This window comes from Paraburkholderia caffeinitolerans (assembly GCF_902859945.1).
Classification (GTDB): Bacteria; Pseudomonadota; Gammaproteobacteria; order Burkholderiales; family Burkholderiaceae; genus Paraburkholderia; species Paraburkholderia caffeinitolerans.
The window spans coordinates 23898-39793 of sequence record NZ_CADIKL010000026.1; the positions used below are offsets into that span (position 1 = coordinate 23898).

Annotated in this window: 14 protein-coding genes; 9 read left to right on the top strand and 5 right to left on the bottom strand. The window is 63.3% G+C overall.

Annotated features, from left to right (window positions below):
• Window positions 1-56: 56 nt before the first annotated feature.
• A complete protein-coding gene (locus HV773_RS22960; RefSeq protein ID WP_175196834.1) occupies window positions 57-1172 on the top strand; it encodes a porin in 1116 nt (371 codons plus the stop codon).
• 82 nt (window positions 1173-1254) lie between these two features.
• Here the strand turns inward: HV773_RS22960 and HV773_RS22965 are convergent, their stop codons facing one another.
• Entirely contained in the window at window positions 1255-2589 is a 1335-nt protein-coding gene (locus HV773_RS22965; RefSeq protein ID WP_175196835.1) for an MFS transporter, read from the bottom strand.
• A gap of 321 nt (window positions 2590-2910) precedes the next feature.
• Here HV773_RS22965 and HV773_RS22970 point away from each other — a divergent pair, with 321 nt between their 5' ends.
• The 5 genes from HV773_RS22970 (at window position 2911) to HV773_RS22990 (ending at window position 9202) form a co-directional block, all read left to right on the top strand.
• Complete coding sequence (locus tag HV773_RS22970) at window positions 2911-3828, top strand: LysR family transcriptional regulator (protein ID WP_175196836.1); 918 nt, start codon at window positions 2911-2913, stop codon at window positions 3826-3828.
• Between the two features lie 90 nt (window positions 3829-3918).
• Window positions 3919-4599 carry a TetR/AcrR family transcriptional regulator gene (locus HV773_RS22975; protein WP_175196837.1) on the top strand — a complete coding sequence of 227 codons (681 nt, stop codon included), beginning with the start codon at window positions 3919-3921 and terminating at the stop codon, window positions 4597-4599.
• An 81-nt stretch (window positions 4600-4680) separates the two neighbouring features.
• Entirely contained in the window at window positions 4681-6285 is a 1605-nt protein-coding gene (locus tag HV773_RS22980) for a GMC family oxidoreductase (protein ID WP_175196838.1), read from the top strand.
• Window positions 6282-8102 (top strand): alkyl sulfatase dimerization domain-containing protein, encoded by a 1821-nt coding sequence (locus tag HV773_RS22985; protein ID WP_175196839.1) that lies wholly within the window; start codon window positions 6282-6284, stop codon window positions 8100-8102. The genes HV773_RS22980 and HV773_RS22985 overlap by 4 nt, the downstream gene beginning before the upstream one ends.
• Window positions 8103-8128: 26 nt before the next feature.
• On the top strand, window positions 8129-9202 hold the full coding sequence (locus tag HV773_RS22990; RefSeq protein WP_217481930.1) for an AMP-binding protein: 1074 nt from the start codon (window positions 8129-8131) through the stop codon (window positions 9200-9202).
• Window positions 9203-9225: 23 nt separating this feature from the next.
• Here the strand turns inward: HV773_RS22990 and HV773_RS22995 are convergent, their stop codons facing one another.
• From HV773_RS22995 to HV773_RS23005, 3 genes are all read right to left on the bottom strand, one after another.
• Window positions 9226-9849 carry an alkyl sulfatase C-terminal domain-containing protein gene (locus HV773_RS22995; protein ID WP_175196841.1) on the bottom strand — a complete coding sequence of 208 codons (624 nt, stop codon included), beginning with the start codon at window positions 9847-9849 and terminating at the stop codon, window positions 9226-9228.
• A gap of 66 nt (window positions 9850-9915) precedes the next feature.
• Entirely contained in the window at window positions 9916-11589 is a 1674-nt protein-coding gene (locus HV773_RS23000; protein WP_175196842.1) for a GMC family oxidoreductase, read from the bottom strand.
• A gap of 269 nt (window positions 11590-11858) precedes the next feature.
• Entirely contained in the window at window positions 11859-13718 is a 1860-nt protein-coding gene (locus HV773_RS23005) for an acyl-CoA dehydrogenase (RefSeq protein ID WP_175196843.1), read from the bottom strand.
• Between the two features lie 263 nt (window positions 13719-13981).
• On the opposite strand from HV773_RS23005, the gene HV773_RS23010 reads away from it, so the two are divergent.
• From HV773_RS23010 to HV773_RS23020, 3 genes are all read left to right on the top strand, one after another.
• Entirely contained in the window at window positions 13982-14137 is a 156-nt protein-coding gene (locus HV773_RS23010; RefSeq protein ID WP_175196844.1) for a hypothetical protein, read from the top strand.
• Between the two features lie 161 nt (window positions 14138-14298).
• Window positions 14299-15231 (top strand): LysR family transcriptional regulator, encoded by a 933-nt coding sequence (locus tag HV773_RS23015; RefSeq protein ID WP_175196905.1) that lies wholly within the window; start codon window positions 14299-14301, stop codon window positions 15229-15231.
• Between the two features lie 58 nt (window positions 15232-15289).
• The gene (locus tag HV773_RS23020; RefSeq protein ID WP_175196906.1) at window positions 15290-15505 is read left to right on the top strand and encodes a DUF3820 family protein; all 216 of its coding nucleotides are present in this window, start codon (window positions 15290-15292) and stop codon (window positions 15503-15505) included.
• A 27-nt stretch (window positions 15506-15532) separates the two neighbouring features.
• Here the strand turns inward: HV773_RS23020 and HV773_RS36935 are convergent, their stop codons facing one another.
• Window positions 15533-15772, bottom strand: coding sequence for a GDCCVxC domain-containing (seleno)protein (locus HV773_RS36935; RefSeq protein WP_246282374.1), 240 nt, complete (start codon window positions 15770-15772; stop codon window positions 15533-15535).
• Window positions 15773-15896: the final 124 nt, after the last annotated feature.

Consider the following 15896-nt stretch of genomic DNA (forward strand, 5'->3'; position numbering starts at 1 on the left):
GCATATTCAGCGAGCCAGTTAGAAGGCAATTAATCTAAAAAGGAGGAGTCAACAGGATGGCGAAGTACAGGCGTTTGAATTACGTGGTTCCATTAATGCTGCTGACGTGCAATCAGGTACATGCTCAGTCGAGCGTCACGCTTTATGGAATCGTTGACGAGAGCATTCGCTACATGACGCATACCAATGCCGCCGGCGATTCGAAGCTCCAGATGGGCAACGGCGGCATGACCGAAAGCCGCTGGGGTTTGCAGGGCGTCGAGCAACTCGGCGACGGCTGGTCGACGTTCTTCAAACTGGAGAACCGCTTTTATATCAACAACGGTCAGAGCGACGCGTCTCTACCGTATTTCAACGAAGCCCAAATTGGTATTCGGTCGACGTCTTTTGGCCAGGTGATCTTGGGCCGCCAGTACAACGTGATGATCGAGGGCATCACGATCGGCGGGTACGGCAGCAACCCCTGGATTCCGTACGACTTCAGCTTTCAGCCGGAAATCACCTTGACAGGGGGTATCTGGACGAGCAATCAGGTTCAGTATCAGGTCCGTGCACATGACCTGATGTTCTCGGCGGGCTACGCCTTCGGCGGCGACCCGGGGCACATGTCCTATGGCAGTCAGATTGGCGTGGCGGCCGCCTATTCGCCAAAGGACGGTCCCGTGAAATTCGGCGGGGCATTCCAGCAATCGAAAGACTCGCTCGACGGCGCCACTGCCAAGGCCTGGACTTTCGGAGGATCGTATACGTGGGACAAGACGCGCTTCGCGCTCGGCTATATCGTCAATCAACGGGACCCAGGCTTTGACAATTTCGCCAATGGGCCGTTTACCACGGCGGGACTCATCGCGACCAAATATACCGACTTCTCCCGGCGTCGCATGATCATGGGCGGCATCACGCAGGAGTTGGGCTATGCGTGGCACCTCGCGGCCAATGTGTGGCGCACGCTGCAAGACGGCACGACGGCGAAGAACGATGGGTCCGCCTGGCAATATCAGCTGGTCGCCGACTATAGCCTTTCGGTGCGGACCGATCTGTATGCGGAAGCCGATTACGCGCAATACAAGGGCGGGCTGATCGGCGCGCAACTGCAAGGCATTCAGAGCATCGGCACTGCGCAGAAGGGTACGCAACTGGGCATGTCCGTGGGCCTGCGGCACGCGTTTTGATCGGCCTGCTGTTGCGCCGGGCAACAGCGCCTTGCCGCTCAACGGTAGACACCGCCGCCATCGTCATGGCGGCGGCGTGTTTTTATCGATTGGCAGCAGACTCAGCACGAAGCGGTTTTGCCGGGCGTTGCGGGTTGAGCAGAATGAATCCCGCGAGGCCGCTCGCGACCAGCAGGACTCCCATGACGCCGAAGCCCAGTTGATAGCCGCTCGCTCCGTGGCCCGAGGTAATCAGCTTGCCCATGGCGATGGGCCCGAGCAATCCCGCCAGGGTGACAATCGAATTGGTGATGGCGAGCAAGGCGCCGCGGCGTTCGGCCGGCACCACTTCGGCGACGAGCATCGGACCGAACGAAAACGTCTGGATGGCACAGGCGCTCGCAATCGCCATGAGCGCGACCTTTACCGGCGTCGGGACGCCGGCATAGATCGCGCAATAGGCAATGCCGGCAATCACGCATACCACACTGATCACTGCGCCGCGCGCGAGTCGCGACGGTACGCCGCGTGCGAGCAGCCGATGCGAAAGCATGGCGAGCGCAACGCCCACCGGAATCTGCATGGCCACCTGCATCGCGAAGATCCAGGCGGCATGGCTGGCCGGGAAGTCCAGCGCGAGGCGCAGATAAGCGGGTGTCCAGGTAAAGCCGATCGAGATGACTGCATAACCGACGAAGCATTGCAGCATGACGCCGATAATCGTGCGGTTGGCGAAGAACGGAAGAATGGGTAGCCGCCGTGCGGGCGACGCGGCTGCTTGCGCGGCACCCGGCTCTTCGCTGAAACGGCGGCGATGCGTTCCGCTGTCGCCAACCCACAGCCACAGCAGCAGCCATGCGAGACTCGCGAAACCCAGAAAGAGGAAGGGCGCGTGCCAGTTCCAGCGCTCGGCGACGAACGTCAGGAGCGGCCCCGAGACGATCACCCCCACGGTGGCGCCTTGCTGCACGATCGTCGTGGGCAGATTGCGCTCGTGATCGTCGAACCAGGTGTAGACGACGTGCAGCGCGAGCGGCGACGCTGGGCCTTCGCCCGCGCCTAGCAGGATGCGGCACAGGAGCAGGACCGCGAACGTCGTTGGCCAGCCGAGCGGCAACTGGGCGACTGCCCACGCGAACGCGAGCGCGGCGATGAGCCATTTCAGGTTGCAGCGGTCGGCGACGACGCCGGTTGCGATGCCGGAGACGGAGAACAGAAGGAAGAACGCGCTGCCGACAAGACCGAACTGTGTGGGCGACAGTTGCATATCGTGCATGAGCGGCACGGCGACGAGACCCAGCACGGCTTTGTCGGCGAAATTGATCGCCATGAAAAGGAACAATGACGCGACGACGGCCCATCTGCGGCCCGACGACAAGCTAGCTTCTGCGGCAGGGTGGGGCGTGGCGGACAGCACGCGCTCTTTTGTTTCGACCATTTGATATTCCTGACTGAATCCGGAGGCTGTGTTTGCAATGAGCAGCCACCTCATGCGAGAGCCGCCTGAATGCGCGGCCAGGTAGATACCGGTAAGCTGCGGGATCGTCCGGGGTTTGACGTTTCGCCGAATGCGCGCGCAATCGAGGGATGGAAAGCGGCTTGGCGATGCGCTGGAACGCTCGATCGAGTGCCGCGCGTGAGGTAATGGCGATGCTGTGGTGCCGTGAGCGTTCCGAACATAAGATACCGAAGTCAATCTATTTGACGTGGTACGAAGCACCGTATCAAGCGCAAACGATGCAAAGGAAGCTTGCAAATCATGCATGAGATCAATTCGCGCCGGCTGATGCACCTGGTGGCGCTGGCCGAAGAGGGCAGCTTTGCGCGTGCCGCCGCAAGGGCGCATTTGAGCCAGTCCGCGTTCAGCCGGAGCATTCAAGCCCTGGAGGATGACCTGGGCATCAAGCTATTCGATCGGGCGGCACGGGGCATCGCCATGACAGCGGCGGGCAATCTCATGGTCGGGCGCGCACGGCGCGTGCTGTTCGAAACGCGGTGCCTCTTTCGCGATCTGGAGCTGCTCAAGGCGCATGAGTTTGGCGAAGTGCGTGTCGGCGTGGGTCCCTATGTGGCTGCCGTGTTGTTGCCCCGGCTGATTGTCGAGTTCTCGCGGCGCTTTCCGAAGGTCAAGCTTGCGGTCGAAGTGGGCGAGGCCGATACGTTGCTGGCCAGGCTGCGCACCGAGCAACTCGACGCGCTGGTGGTCGACAGGCGTTTGCAGTCCATTGCGCCGGATGTGGCGCTACAGCGACTCGAGCGCCATGAGGGCGCCTGGTACGTACGCGCGGGTCATCCGCTCATCGCGCGCGGCGAGGTTCCGCTCTCGGCGCTGCGCGAGTTTCCCCTCGTTTCCGTGCCCATGCCGGCGTTCATGAAGGATGCGCTGCATCGGCTGCTCAAGATTCGTTCGCACGAGCAGATTCCTTTGCAGACCGAGTGCAACGACGTCTCTGTGCTCAGAGCGGTGGTGGCGGAGAGCGACGCGGTTTTCTTCGCCACCAGGTCGTCGGTGCGTGCTGATCTGGAGGCCGGCAGGCTCGCGAACATCGTGCTCGCAAGCCCGCCCAGGCTGACGCTGGATTTCGCACTCGTGCATCTTGCGGAGCGCACGCCCTCTCCCGCAGCGCTGGCCACCATGGAGCTGGCTGGAATGCTGATGAACGACGCTGCGGCCTGATGTGCGGGCATTCCTCCCCGTGCATCCCAGCTTGACAATCTCCCGGTATTCCATCAGGATTCGGAATCCAGATTCCGATATTGACGCCGCATGACCGCCCATGAAGGACCCCGCCGCTTACACGGCCGTACCGCCGTACCGACGCCGCGCCAGACCCGCAGCCAGGAAGGGCTCGTCCGAATGCTGGAAGCGGGCCGGGATCTCATCGAGGCGAGCGGCAATGTCGACGACCTTTCGATCAGCGACATCGTCGAGCGTGCCGGCACGTCGATCGGCGCCTTCTACCGCCGCTTCGACAACAAGGACGTGTTTTTCGAGGTTGTGCAGGACCGGGTCATGACCGAGAACCTCGAGGTCGTGCGAGCGGAGCTGGCGGGCCATGCCGCGTGGCGCTCGGCGGATGCCGGCACCCTTGCGGATGCGGTGGTTGCACTGTATGTGCGCGCGTTCCGCCGCAATCGCGGCCTCTATCACGCGTCGCTGCTGCGCTCCTCGCAACGCAAGGGCAGTTGGAATCCCATCAAGGAAACCAGCGAAGAAGTGCTCGGGATGATCGTGCCGCGTCTGGTTGCCGCCCTCAATGAGGCGCGTGGCCGGTCGGTCAAGCGGAGTGCGCTCGATTTCGAGGTGCGCGCCGCGCTGCAACTCGTAATCGGCCTGCTTGTCAACAGCATGCTGCACGATCCGGGTCCGCTCGCGCTTTCTAGCAGGCGGTTGGGGCCTTATCTTCAGATGCAGTTTCGCCGGTGCCTGGGCTTGCCCGACGCCTGACATTTTTTTGCCTAAAAATCGGAATAGAAATTCCGGTTTCGATTTTTTGAACGAGCTAAAAAGAGGAGCAGGACGGGAGCGATGAACGCCATCGAGTTTGACTACGTGATTGTGGGTGCCGGCTCGGCTGGCAGCGTGCTGGCTGCACGGCTTGCCGGGCACGAAGACGCGCAGGTTTGCCTGATCGAAAGCGGATCGCCGGACGACAGCTTTCTCGTGAACTGCCCGGCCGCGCTAGCCGCGGTCGTGCCGCGTCGCGGCAAGTACAACTGGGCGTTCGAAACGACACCTCAATCCGGATTGCTCGGACGCCGCGGGTATCAGCCGCGCGGGCGAGGGCTAGGCGGGTCGAGCCTGATCAACGCGATGATCTACACGCGCGGGCACCGTTCGGACTACGACGACTGGGCCGCGCTCGGCAATCGCGGCTGGGGTTACGACGACGTGTTGTCGTATTTCATCCGCGCCGAAAATTATGAAGGCGGTGGCGATGCATGGCACGGCACCGGCGGTCCGCTGAACGTCGCGTCGCTGCGCGACCCGAATCCCGCCGCCAAGGCGTTCGTGGCGGCAGCACAGCAAGCCGGGTACGCGCGCAACGACGACTTCAACGGCGCCACGCAAGAAGGATTCGGCCTGTATCACGTCACGCAGCGCGGCGGCAACCGGCACAGCACGGGCAAGGCTTACCTGCGTCCGGCGATGTCGTGCAGCAACTTGACGGTGCAGACCAACACGCGAGCGTTGAAAGTCGTGATGGATGGCCGGCGCGCGGTAGGTGTGCATTGCCGCGGCGCGTCGGGCGATTTCACGATTCGCTCGCGCCGTGAAGTGATTATTTGCGCCGGGGCGTTTCAGACGCCCCAACTGTTGATGCTCTCGGGCATTGGCCCTGTCGAGGAGTTGCGGCGTCACGGCATCGAAATCCGTGTCGGACTGGAGGGCGTGGGCCGCAATCTTCAGGACCACATCGACTATATCGCGCTCTATCAAACGCACGACAACTCGGTCTTTGGCGTTACGCTGCGCCAGGCGCTGCGCTTGCCGCGAATGGCGCGCGAGTGGCGGCGTGACGGCCGCGGCGCACTCACGACCAACTTCTCCGAAGCGGGCGGCTTCGCGCGCACGCGCAAGGATCTCGAGCGGCCCGATATTCAGTTCCACTTTCTGGTCGGCATCTCCGATGATCATGGCCGGCACCGCTATCCAGGCCGTTATGGCGTGAGCTGCCACGTCTGCGTGCTGCGGCCGAAATCGGTTGGACGCTTGACGCTCGCTGGCGCGGACCCGATGTTGCCGCCCGTCATCGATCCCAACTTCCTCGGCGCGCAGGAAGACGTGCAAACGTTGATCGATGGCTACCGCATCACGCAAACCATCATGGGTCAGCCCGCATTTGCGCGTTACGCGCTGCGCGACATGCATCCGGTGCCCAATAGCGAAGCGGCGCTCGAGAAACAGATCCGCAGCCGCGCCGATTCGATCTATCACCCCATCGGCACTTGCCGCATGGGTTCCGATGCGTTTGCCGTAGTCGACGACAACCTGCGCGTGCACGGTGTAGCGGGGTTGCGCGTCGTGGATGCGTCCGTGATGCCTACGCTGATTGGCGGCAATACCAACGCCCCCACCATCATGATTGCCGAGAAGGCAGTCGATCTGATTCGTCAAGGAGACATTGCATGAACCGCTGTTGCCCCGAAATTTCCCGCAGACCCGCCTTCGATGCGCCGCACGTGGGTGAGCCGCTCGACGTCGTCTTCGATGCCGGCGTCAATCTTGCGCACACCATCGCGGCGCCTACCGTGCCACTCAAGCTCACGGAGCATTCGCGCCGCATGGCGCAGCGCATCTACCGCGTGGCCGAGCGCGTGTACTGTGCAGTGGGCTATGCGCTGGCGAACATCATCTTCGTGGTGGGCGACGACGGAATCGTCGTGGTGGACGCGACGGAGGCCGTGTCGTCGGCGCAGCGCATTTATGAGGACTTCTGCGCAATCGATCCGCGCCATCGCGAGCTGCCGGTCAAGGCCATCGTCTATACGCACAATCACACGGATCACACCGGCGGCGTGCGCGCGTTCGCCGACGAGGCCGCGCTTGAGTCGGGCCGCGTCGAGATCATCGCGCATCGCTCGCTCATGGACGTCGTGGTGAACAACGCGAATCTCGTCGCGCCGATTCTCGGCACGCGTACTGCTTACAGCTTCGGCGCGCTTTTGCAGCCCGGCGCAACCGGCAAGGTCAATGCGGGTATTGGGCCGGTGCTCGTGGTGGAGCCGGCAAGCTTTCTGGCGCCCACCCGTGTGTTCGACGATAGGCTCGATGTCACCCTTGCAGGTGTGCGCTTCGAATTTTTTCACGCACCCTCGGAGGCCGACGACGAGATTGTGATGTGGCTGCCCGATCTTGGCGTGCTGCTTTCCGCGGAAGTCATCCAGGGCGAATGTCTCGCGAACGTGCACACGCTGCGCGGTACGCGCTACCGCGACCCGGTGCGCTGGTATCAGACGATCGACATGATGCGGGAGTTCGAGGCCACGCACATGGTGCCCGCGCATGGCCGGCCGGTGTCGGGTGCTTGCGCGGTGGCGGACGTGTTGTCGGTTTATCGCGACGCGATCCAGTTTATCCATGATCAGGCGATTCGGCATATGAACCTCGGCATGAGCCCGGACGAGCTGGCCGAAACGATTCCTTGCCTGCCCGCGCATCTGGCCGAACACCCGTGGCTTGGCGAGTACTACGGTACGGTCAAGCATTCGGTGCGCCAGATCTACTCGGGGCAACTCGGCTGGTTCAACGGCGACCCTGCGACGCTCGATCCGCTGCCGCGTAGCGAGCGCGCACGCCGGACCGTCGAGTTGATGGGCGGTCCGAAGGCGGTGCTCGTTGCAGCACAAACCGCGCTCGATGGAGGCGACTGGCGCTGGGCCGCCGAACTGGCCTCGCTGCTCGTGCATATCGATTCGAGTGACGGCGCGGCGCGGCGCGTGAAGGCCGCCGCGTTGCGCGAACTCGGTTACCGCACGGAAAACACCAATTGGCGCAACTGGTATCTGAGCGCGGCGAACGAACTTGAGCACGCGTATGACCAACTGCCGTTCAAAGGCAGCTCTGCATTTGCCTCTCCGGATGTGTTGCGTGCGCAACCGCTTCGCAATCTGTTTCAGGGTTTTAGCGTACGCGTGGATCCCTCGCGCTGCGCCAATGTGCAGATGATGCTTGCGTTCAGAATCGCCGACCGCAACGAGACGTATACGCTCGAAGTCCGGCGCGGCGTACTGCGAGTCCACGAGCACACGAGCCTGACCGCCGACGTTCAACTCGCGCTCGATTGCGAGACGCTCTACGCATTGCTGGGCGAACTGTCCACGCGGCTGCCGGCGAGCCTGGCCGACGGCAGCGTGCGGCTGGAGCGCGGCACGCCGGTATTGGTGCAAGCCTTTTTCGATTGCTTCGAACGTCCGACCGGACGCATGCCCGTGCTCGCGGCGCGCTGATCGGCGTGCGCGAGCCACTGGAGAGGATGGTGCGAGACGCCTGGCCGGGATCTTGTCGGGTTGGCGCGCAGGCGCGGTTCGCTGTATCGCACGGTGAATCGCTGGCGAGCCTGCTCGAACAAAGCCTGCGTGCCCATGCGAATTCGTGCGCGTTCGTCTGCATGGGGCGCGAGCTCTCGTATGCGGAGCTGGATGCACGATCGCGCCATCTCGCGGGCTGGCTCCAGTCACATGGGCTCGAGCGGGGTGCGCGCGTTGCAGTGATGTTGCCGAATTTGCTGCAGTATCCGGTCGCGCTCGTTGCGATACTGCGCGCGGGCTACACTGCGGTCAACATCGATCCGCGCTGCACGGCCTGCGAGCTGGAGCACCGTTTGATCGACAGCGGCGCGCAGGTCATCGTGCTACTGGATGCGTGCCTTCCCGCGTTGCGAGCCATGCAGCCCAACAAGGTGGTTCGGCACGCCGTGGTGACGTCGGTTGGCGAAATGCTTGGCGTGCGCGGGCCCGCGCACGCGGGCGAGAGCCCGGGTATGACGTGTACCGGTTTTGGCGCGGCGATCGCACTCGGCGCCGAAGCTGGGTTCAGACCGGTGCGGCTTGCCGCCGACGACATCGCCGTATTGCAGTACACCGATGGAGCGGCCGGGGTATCGATGAGCACTGCGTTGCGGCATCGCGATCTGATCGTGAACCTGCTGCAATGGCAGGCATGGTGCGAGCCAGTCTACCGTTTGCGGGCTGGCATCGAGCAACGGGTCACCGTTGCTGCGCTACCGCTCTATCACCCCTTCGGTCTGACGGTGTGCGGCCTGCTGACGATGCGCTGTGGTGGATTGGGCATCCTGATCCCCGATGCGCGTGACGTGCCGGGCATTGTCAAAACGTTGCGCGGCTATAAGATCCATTCGTTCCCCGGTGATGAAACGCTATACGAAGCACTGTTGAACGAGCCCGAGTTCGCGAGGCTCGATTTTTCCGAGCTTGCAGATGCGGGTGTGGAGGGCGCAGTCTTGCCGCCCGCCATTGCAATACGCTGGGAAGCGGTGACGGGTGTGCCGATTGCCAGCCGGGATGGAGCGTTGCTGCTCGTTTCATAGCGTGGTTCGTCGGCATATCTGCGTCACGGTTCGACGACATTGAAATCCCCGTCGAATTTGTCGAGGGTCCCAAGCATGGCGCGGAAGAGTTCGACCTTGCCGTCCAACTGGATCGCGCGCGCGAGAACCGCTTCCTGAAAGCCCGTTTCTCCGCAGAGGATCCGGTTGAGTGTTTGCCTCGACATCACCACGCTCAGGTCGCTGCGCTCGTTCGGCGACGTGTGACACCACGTCAGCGCCCCATTCTGAAAATTCAGTTTGAACTGCTTATCGATGTCGCTGAAGCGCCATGCAATACGCACGTTCAGATGCTGCGCCTTCAGACCATCGACACGAACGGCGAGATAGTCGAAGAACATTTCCTCGGTGATCGCGCTGACCATGTCGACGCTGCGGTTGCCGAATCTCGTCGAAGCGCCGCGCCCCTCGCGCAGTTCGCGCGCGCCGAGCAGGAACGCATTGCGCCATGTTGCCGATTGCGCTTGATAGCCCATCTGTTCGAGCGCGGCGGCCCCTAGTTCGTGTGCTTTGCGCAGTTGTGGTTGTGCAAATTTCGTCGAGAAAGGCGTAATCGGCGAGGCTCCAGACCAGTTGCGCGTATGCGCGCGAATCTCCGCATCGGCTTCCTTGATCGGGTGTTGTTGCATCGTGGGTCGCCCAGGTTCTACCGGCTCCTCGCCGGCTAAATTCTCGTGACGACCGGCAATGCCGCTCTATGAGCGGCGTTGTGCCGCGCGGATCATGTCGGCGGCCTTTTCGCCGATCATCATCGCCGGAGCATTGGTATTGCCGCCGATCAGCGTCGGCATGATCGAGCAGTCCACCACGCGCAGACCTTCCACGCCTCGCACGCGCAGCTCGGAATCGACAACCGCGAGCGGGTCGGCGTCGCGCCCCATCTTGCAGGTGCCTACCGGGTGATACAGGCAATCGGCGTGGCCGCGCACGAAGTCGCGCAGGCTGGCTTCATCGGCGAAGCTCTCGCTTTTCATTTCACGGCCGCCCAGGTTCTTCAGCGCCGGTTGGCCGAAGATATTGCGCATGATGTGGATGCCGGCGATCAGCGTTTCCATGTCGCGCGGCGCGCTCATCAGCCGGGTGTCGATCAGCGGCGCTTCGCGCATGTCGGGCGAGCGCAGGCGCACGGCGCCCCGGCTTTCGGGGCGCAGCACGCACACGTGCCCCGAGTAGCCGTGGCCGAGCTTGCGGCGGCTGCCCATGTTGCGATTGCCGATCAGCGCGACGGTGAACACGAGATTGAGGTCGGGGCGATCGAGCTCGGGGCGGCTCTTCACGAACGCGCCCGCTTCGACGAAGTTGGACGTCAGCATGCCGGTGCGTTCGCGCCGGTAGCGGCGGATCTCCTTGAGCAGACGCAGGCCGCCACGCAACGTCGCGCCGAACAGGTCGGTGCTGTCGAGTTGCGTATTGAGGACGATGTCCAGATGATCCTGAAGGTTCTCGCCCACGCCGGGCAGATCGTGGAGCACCTCGACGCCCATTTCACGCAGATGCCCGGCTGGTCCGATGCCCGAGGCCAGCAACAGCTGCGGCGAATTGAATACACCGCCGCTCACGATCACTTCGCGTCGCGCGCGCAGGACTTGTTGCACGCCATCGCGGATGACGAGCACGCCCACTGCGCGCCGCCCTTCGAAGACGAGGCGCAGCGCCTGGGTGCCGATCAGCACGGCCAGGTTATGGCGGCCGTCGTTGTATTGGCCGTTCGTGGTCTTGCCCCGGTGCAGGTAGGCCCGCGCCGCGTTCCAGCGCTCGCCGTTGTGCTGCGTGACCTGGTAGTAGCCAAAGCCCTCCTGCTCGGCGCCGTTGAAATCGTCGTTCAATGCATGGCCCGCTTGCTGGGCGGCTTGCAGGAAATGATGGCCGAAGGGATTGGGTGAGCGCAGGTCGTTGACATAGAGCGGGCCGTCCGTGCCGTGCCACGGATTGTCGGTGTCGGCGAAGCGGGTATTGTTCTCGCTGCGTTTGAAATAGGGGAGGACGTCTTCGTAGCTCCAGCCCTGGCAGCCGAGCGCGGCCCAGTCGTCGTAATCCTTGCGATGGCCGCGGATATAGACCATGCCATTGAGCGACGACGAGCCGCCCAGCACCCGGCCGCGCGGCTGATAGCTGGTGCGGCCGCCGAGCTCGGGCTGCGGCTCGGTGTAGTAGCCGTAGTTGTAGGGGCCGGGCTTGACGACGGTTTTGGCGAGGCCGATGGGCGTCCAGATCAGGTAATGGTCGTCGGGGCCGCCATTCTCGATCACGGCGACGCGCACCGTAGGGTCTTCTGCGAGGCGGCCCGCCACGGCGCAGCCGGCCGATCCGGCGCCGATCACCAGATAATCGTATTCGCCCGCAACGTGCGCGGCGGAGGATGAACTCATGGGTGTCCCTTGTCGTGGATGGGGCGTCATGCGCCGTCCACTTTGGTGGTGTGTGCGCGAAGTCCTGCTGGCCGCCCCGAGCGGGTTCGGGACGATAGCAGGGTCTGCCTCCTCTGGCATGGTTCCGCCCGCGCTGGCGGCGTGGGCGGAACGGCTTTCAGGGTAAGGACAGCGCGAGGGGGGGACACCCCCCCAGTCAGGTAGGTGGGGGAGAGCGGTGGGCGGGTTTGCTTGCGGTCAAATTCTTTGGGCGGCGCACGACCGCCGGTTCAGAACCACGCATCCTGCATGTCAAGCGTCGTGCGGTCGAGCGAGGCGAGCAGATCGAACTGCGCGCCCGTCTTCGGCAGCTCCCATGCGAAGAAGTATTCGGCGGCGGCGAGCTTGCCGTGATAGAAGCTGGCCTCGTCGTCGATTTTGCCGCTTGCGCGTGCCAGGGCCGTGCGCGCCGCGAGCGCCTGCTCGAGCCAGATCCACGCCACCACTACGTGCCCGAACGCTTCCAGGTACACCGAAGCATTGGCGAGCGTGACGCTCGGATCGCCCGCCGACCAGAGCGTTTGCGTGACGTCGACGAGACGCTTCAGCGCCGCTTCAAGCGCGCGCGCATGCGCGGCATCCTGCTTTTCGCCGCTCGACAGTGCGCGGTCCGTCGTAGCCTGCACACGTTGCGTGAACAGCTTCAGCGCCGCGCCGTTCTTGATCGTGACCTTGCGGCCCAGCAGGTCGAGGCCCTGGATGCCGTGCGTGCCTTCGTGAATCGGGTTGAGACGGTTGTCGCGCCAGAACTGCTCGACGTTGTATTCGCGCGTGTAGCCATAGCCGCCGTGCACCTGGATCGCGAGATCGTTGGCGGCGAGGCACCACTGCGAAGGCCAGCTTTTCGCGATCGGCGTGAGCAGGTCGAGCAGCAGCGTGAGCGGCTCGCGCGCCGCGTCGTCGTCGGCGGCGCGCGCTTCGTCCACGAGTTGCGCGCACCAGAGATTGAGCGCGAGTGCGCCTTCCACATAGCTCTTTTGTGCGAGCAGCATGCGGCGCACGTCGGCGTGTTCGATCAGCCTGATCTGCGGCGATGCCGGGTCCTTGCCCGCCGCGCCCACGCTGCGCCCCTGTGGACGATTGCGCGCGTAGTCGAGCGCATGCAGATAGCCGGTGTAGCCGAGCATGGTCGCCCCGAGACCCACGCCAATGCGCGCCTCGTTCATCATATGGAACATGCAGGCGAGGCCCTGATGCGGCTCGCCCACGAGATAGCCAATGGCGCCCACGCGCCCGCCCGGCGTGTATTTCGTACCCTCGCCGAAATTGAGCAGACAGTTGGTCGTGCCGCGATAGCCCATCTTGTGATTGAGGCCCGCGAGCACCACGTCATTGTGCTCGCCGCGCGAACCGTCCTCGTTCACGAGGTATTTCGGCACGACGAAGAGCGAGAGGCCCTTTACGCCGGCAATGAGCTTGCCGTCCGGGCCCGGAATCTTTGCGAGCACGAGGTGGACGATGTTCTCGGAGAGTTCATGCTCGCCACCCGAGATCCACATCTTGTTGCCGCGCAGGCGATATTGGGCGCCGAGCGGTGAGTCGCGCTCGAAATCGGCGCGCGTGGCCACATCGGATAGCGACGAACCCGCCTGCGGCTCCGAGAGGCACATGGTGCCGAAGAAGCGGCCTTCGAGTTCGGGCTTCACGAAGGTCTCGATCTGCTTTGCGCTGCCGTGCGCGAGCAGCAGGTTGGCGTTGCCGATGGTGAGGAACGGATACGCGCTCGTGCCCACGTTCGCGGCCTTGAACCATGCGAAGCCCGCCTTCTCGACCACCAGCGGCAATTGCATGCCGCCATATTCGTAGTCCTGGCCCGCGGCCATCAGCCCCGCATCGCTGAACGCCTTCAGCGCGGTCTTGACCTCGGGGATGATGGTGACGGTTTCGCCGTCGAAGTGCGGCTCGTGCTGGTCGTTCTTCTTGTTGTGGGGCGCGAACAGGTCGGTGGCGATCTTCTCGCAGGTGTCGAGCGCCGCGTCGAAGGTCTCGCGCGAATGGTCGGCGTAACGCGCGATGCGCGTGAGGCGCTCGACGTCGAGCCATTCGTAGAGCAGGAAATTCAGGTCACGGCGAGAGAAGATCAGCGACATGGCAGGCAGTCCCGCGAATAAGAAAAGTCGTAGCGTACATAAAATAGAACGATCGTGCTATTGGTAATTTCTCCAGATTCTGAACGGGTCCGAGGCGCGATGGCTCGGCTATCGGGTGACGCAAATCAAACGCCAAAGCATCTTCACGAATCTTCAAATCGAGACAAAGGGGTGGGAGACGGATTGGCCGTAAGCTTCTCGCCGCTCCCTTCCTAATTGGGGAGCGTTCTCTTAACACACGCACATATCCATGGAGGTTGCTCATGCAACTGATTCAACGTGAACAGCTGTCGAATCTGCAAGTCGTTACGGCCGGCGCTGGCGCCAACAAGACCCCGTCGGCAGTCACCCTGACGATCACGAAGGAAAACGGCCTGAACCTCGTGATCACGCCGCAAGCTGCTGCATCGGCAAGCTAAATCTTCGCCGAGGTCTCAGACCTGGAAAGCCGGCAAACAGCGTTTGCCGGCTTTCTTGCGTATACACCCCCAAGTCACCCTCAAGTTGTGTCTCCCCAAGTCGCACGTTCAAAGAGGATACGGCAATATTCGTGCTCATCCGTCCGAATAGCGAGAACATCATGGACCGGCTCGATGCGATGTCCGTGCTCGTCGCCGTGGTCGAGGCGGGCAGTCTTTCCGCAGCGGCGCGGCGTTTGAACATGCCGCTGGCCACGGTCAGCCGCAAGGTCAACGACCTCGAGGCGCATCTCAAGACACGGTTGCTCAAACGCACCACGCGGCAGCTCGCGCTGACCGAGGCTGGGGCGTCTTACGTGGCGGCCTGCCGGCGCATCCTCGAGGAGGTGGGCGAGGCCGAGCGCGCGGCAACCGGCGAATACACCACGGCGCGAGGCATGCTTGCGCTCTCCGCGCCTGTGGTGTTCGGGCGGCTGCACGTGCTGCCCGTCGTCAATGCGTTTCTCGCGCAGTATCCCGAGATCGACGTGCGTCTCATGCTGGCGGACCGCGTGGTCAATCTGATGGAAGAGCACGTGGACGCTACCGTGCGCATTGGCGCGCTGCCCGATAGCGCGCTCGTGGCGGTGGGCGTGGGCGCCATCCGCCGCGTGGTGTGCGCGAGCCCCGCGTATCTGGCTGAGCACGGCGTGCCTGCCGCGCCAGGCGATCTGGCGCGGCATCACTGCGTGACATTCGAGGGCGTCGAGGCTCGCACATGGACGTTTCGCGCGGGCAAGGGCGATGTCGCGCAGTCGGTGCACGCGCGGCTCGCGGTGAACACCGCCGAGGCCGCGATCGATGCGGCGCTGCATGGCGTTGGGCTCACGCGGGTGCTTTCGTATCAAGTCGCGCAGGCGGTGCGCGAGAAGCGGCTTACCGTGGTGCTCGATGCGTTTGAGCCGCCGCCGTGGCCCGTCAGCCTCGTGCATGGTGGGCAGGCGCCGCTGCCGCTCAAGTTGCGCGCGTTTCTGGATTTCGCGACACCTTTGCTGCGCGAGCGGGTGGAGGCGGCGCGGATCGAGCCTCGCCAGCGCCAAGGCGCGGCTGGATAAGCGCGCGCAGGTTAGTCGCGGCATGCGGCAACGAAAAGCCGTGCACAATACGCTCATCATGCAAGTCCCAGACCTTGAACGCCTCGTCACCCTCGCCATGCCCTTTGGCAAATACAAAGGTCGGCTCATTGCCGATCTTCCCGGGCATTACCTCAACTGGTTCGCCCGCGAAGGGTTCCCGCCCGGCGAAATCGGCCGGTTGCTCGCGCTGATGCAGGAGATGGACCATAACGGCCTGAGGAGCTTGCTCGATCCGCTGCGCAAACGCGGGTAGCGCCAATCGGGCTCCATAGCGCGACGCTCAATGTGCGGGCCGAGAAACAGAATTTCCACAGCAGGCACAGGCTTCTTGCACGGGCGGGCACTTGACCGAGCCATATGAACAGAATACACAACAGTCGCCGGGCTTCGGAGAAAACACGGCTTTGCACCTCGTGCATTCTTGGAAGTAGACGCAGGCGTCGGTCGGCATCGTCACGACTGATACGTACCCGCAGTGCGGGCATGTCAATGCGGATTCGAGGATCGGTGAGGTTTGCATCGATGGCGCCTGCGTGTTTTCGGGGTGGATTTGCGTCGATATTCGATGGCTGGCGGATACAACACTACCGCGAAAATAGGTGGATCGTCGTGCTTCGATGGTCTGTTCGGGCTTGGCCAATGTT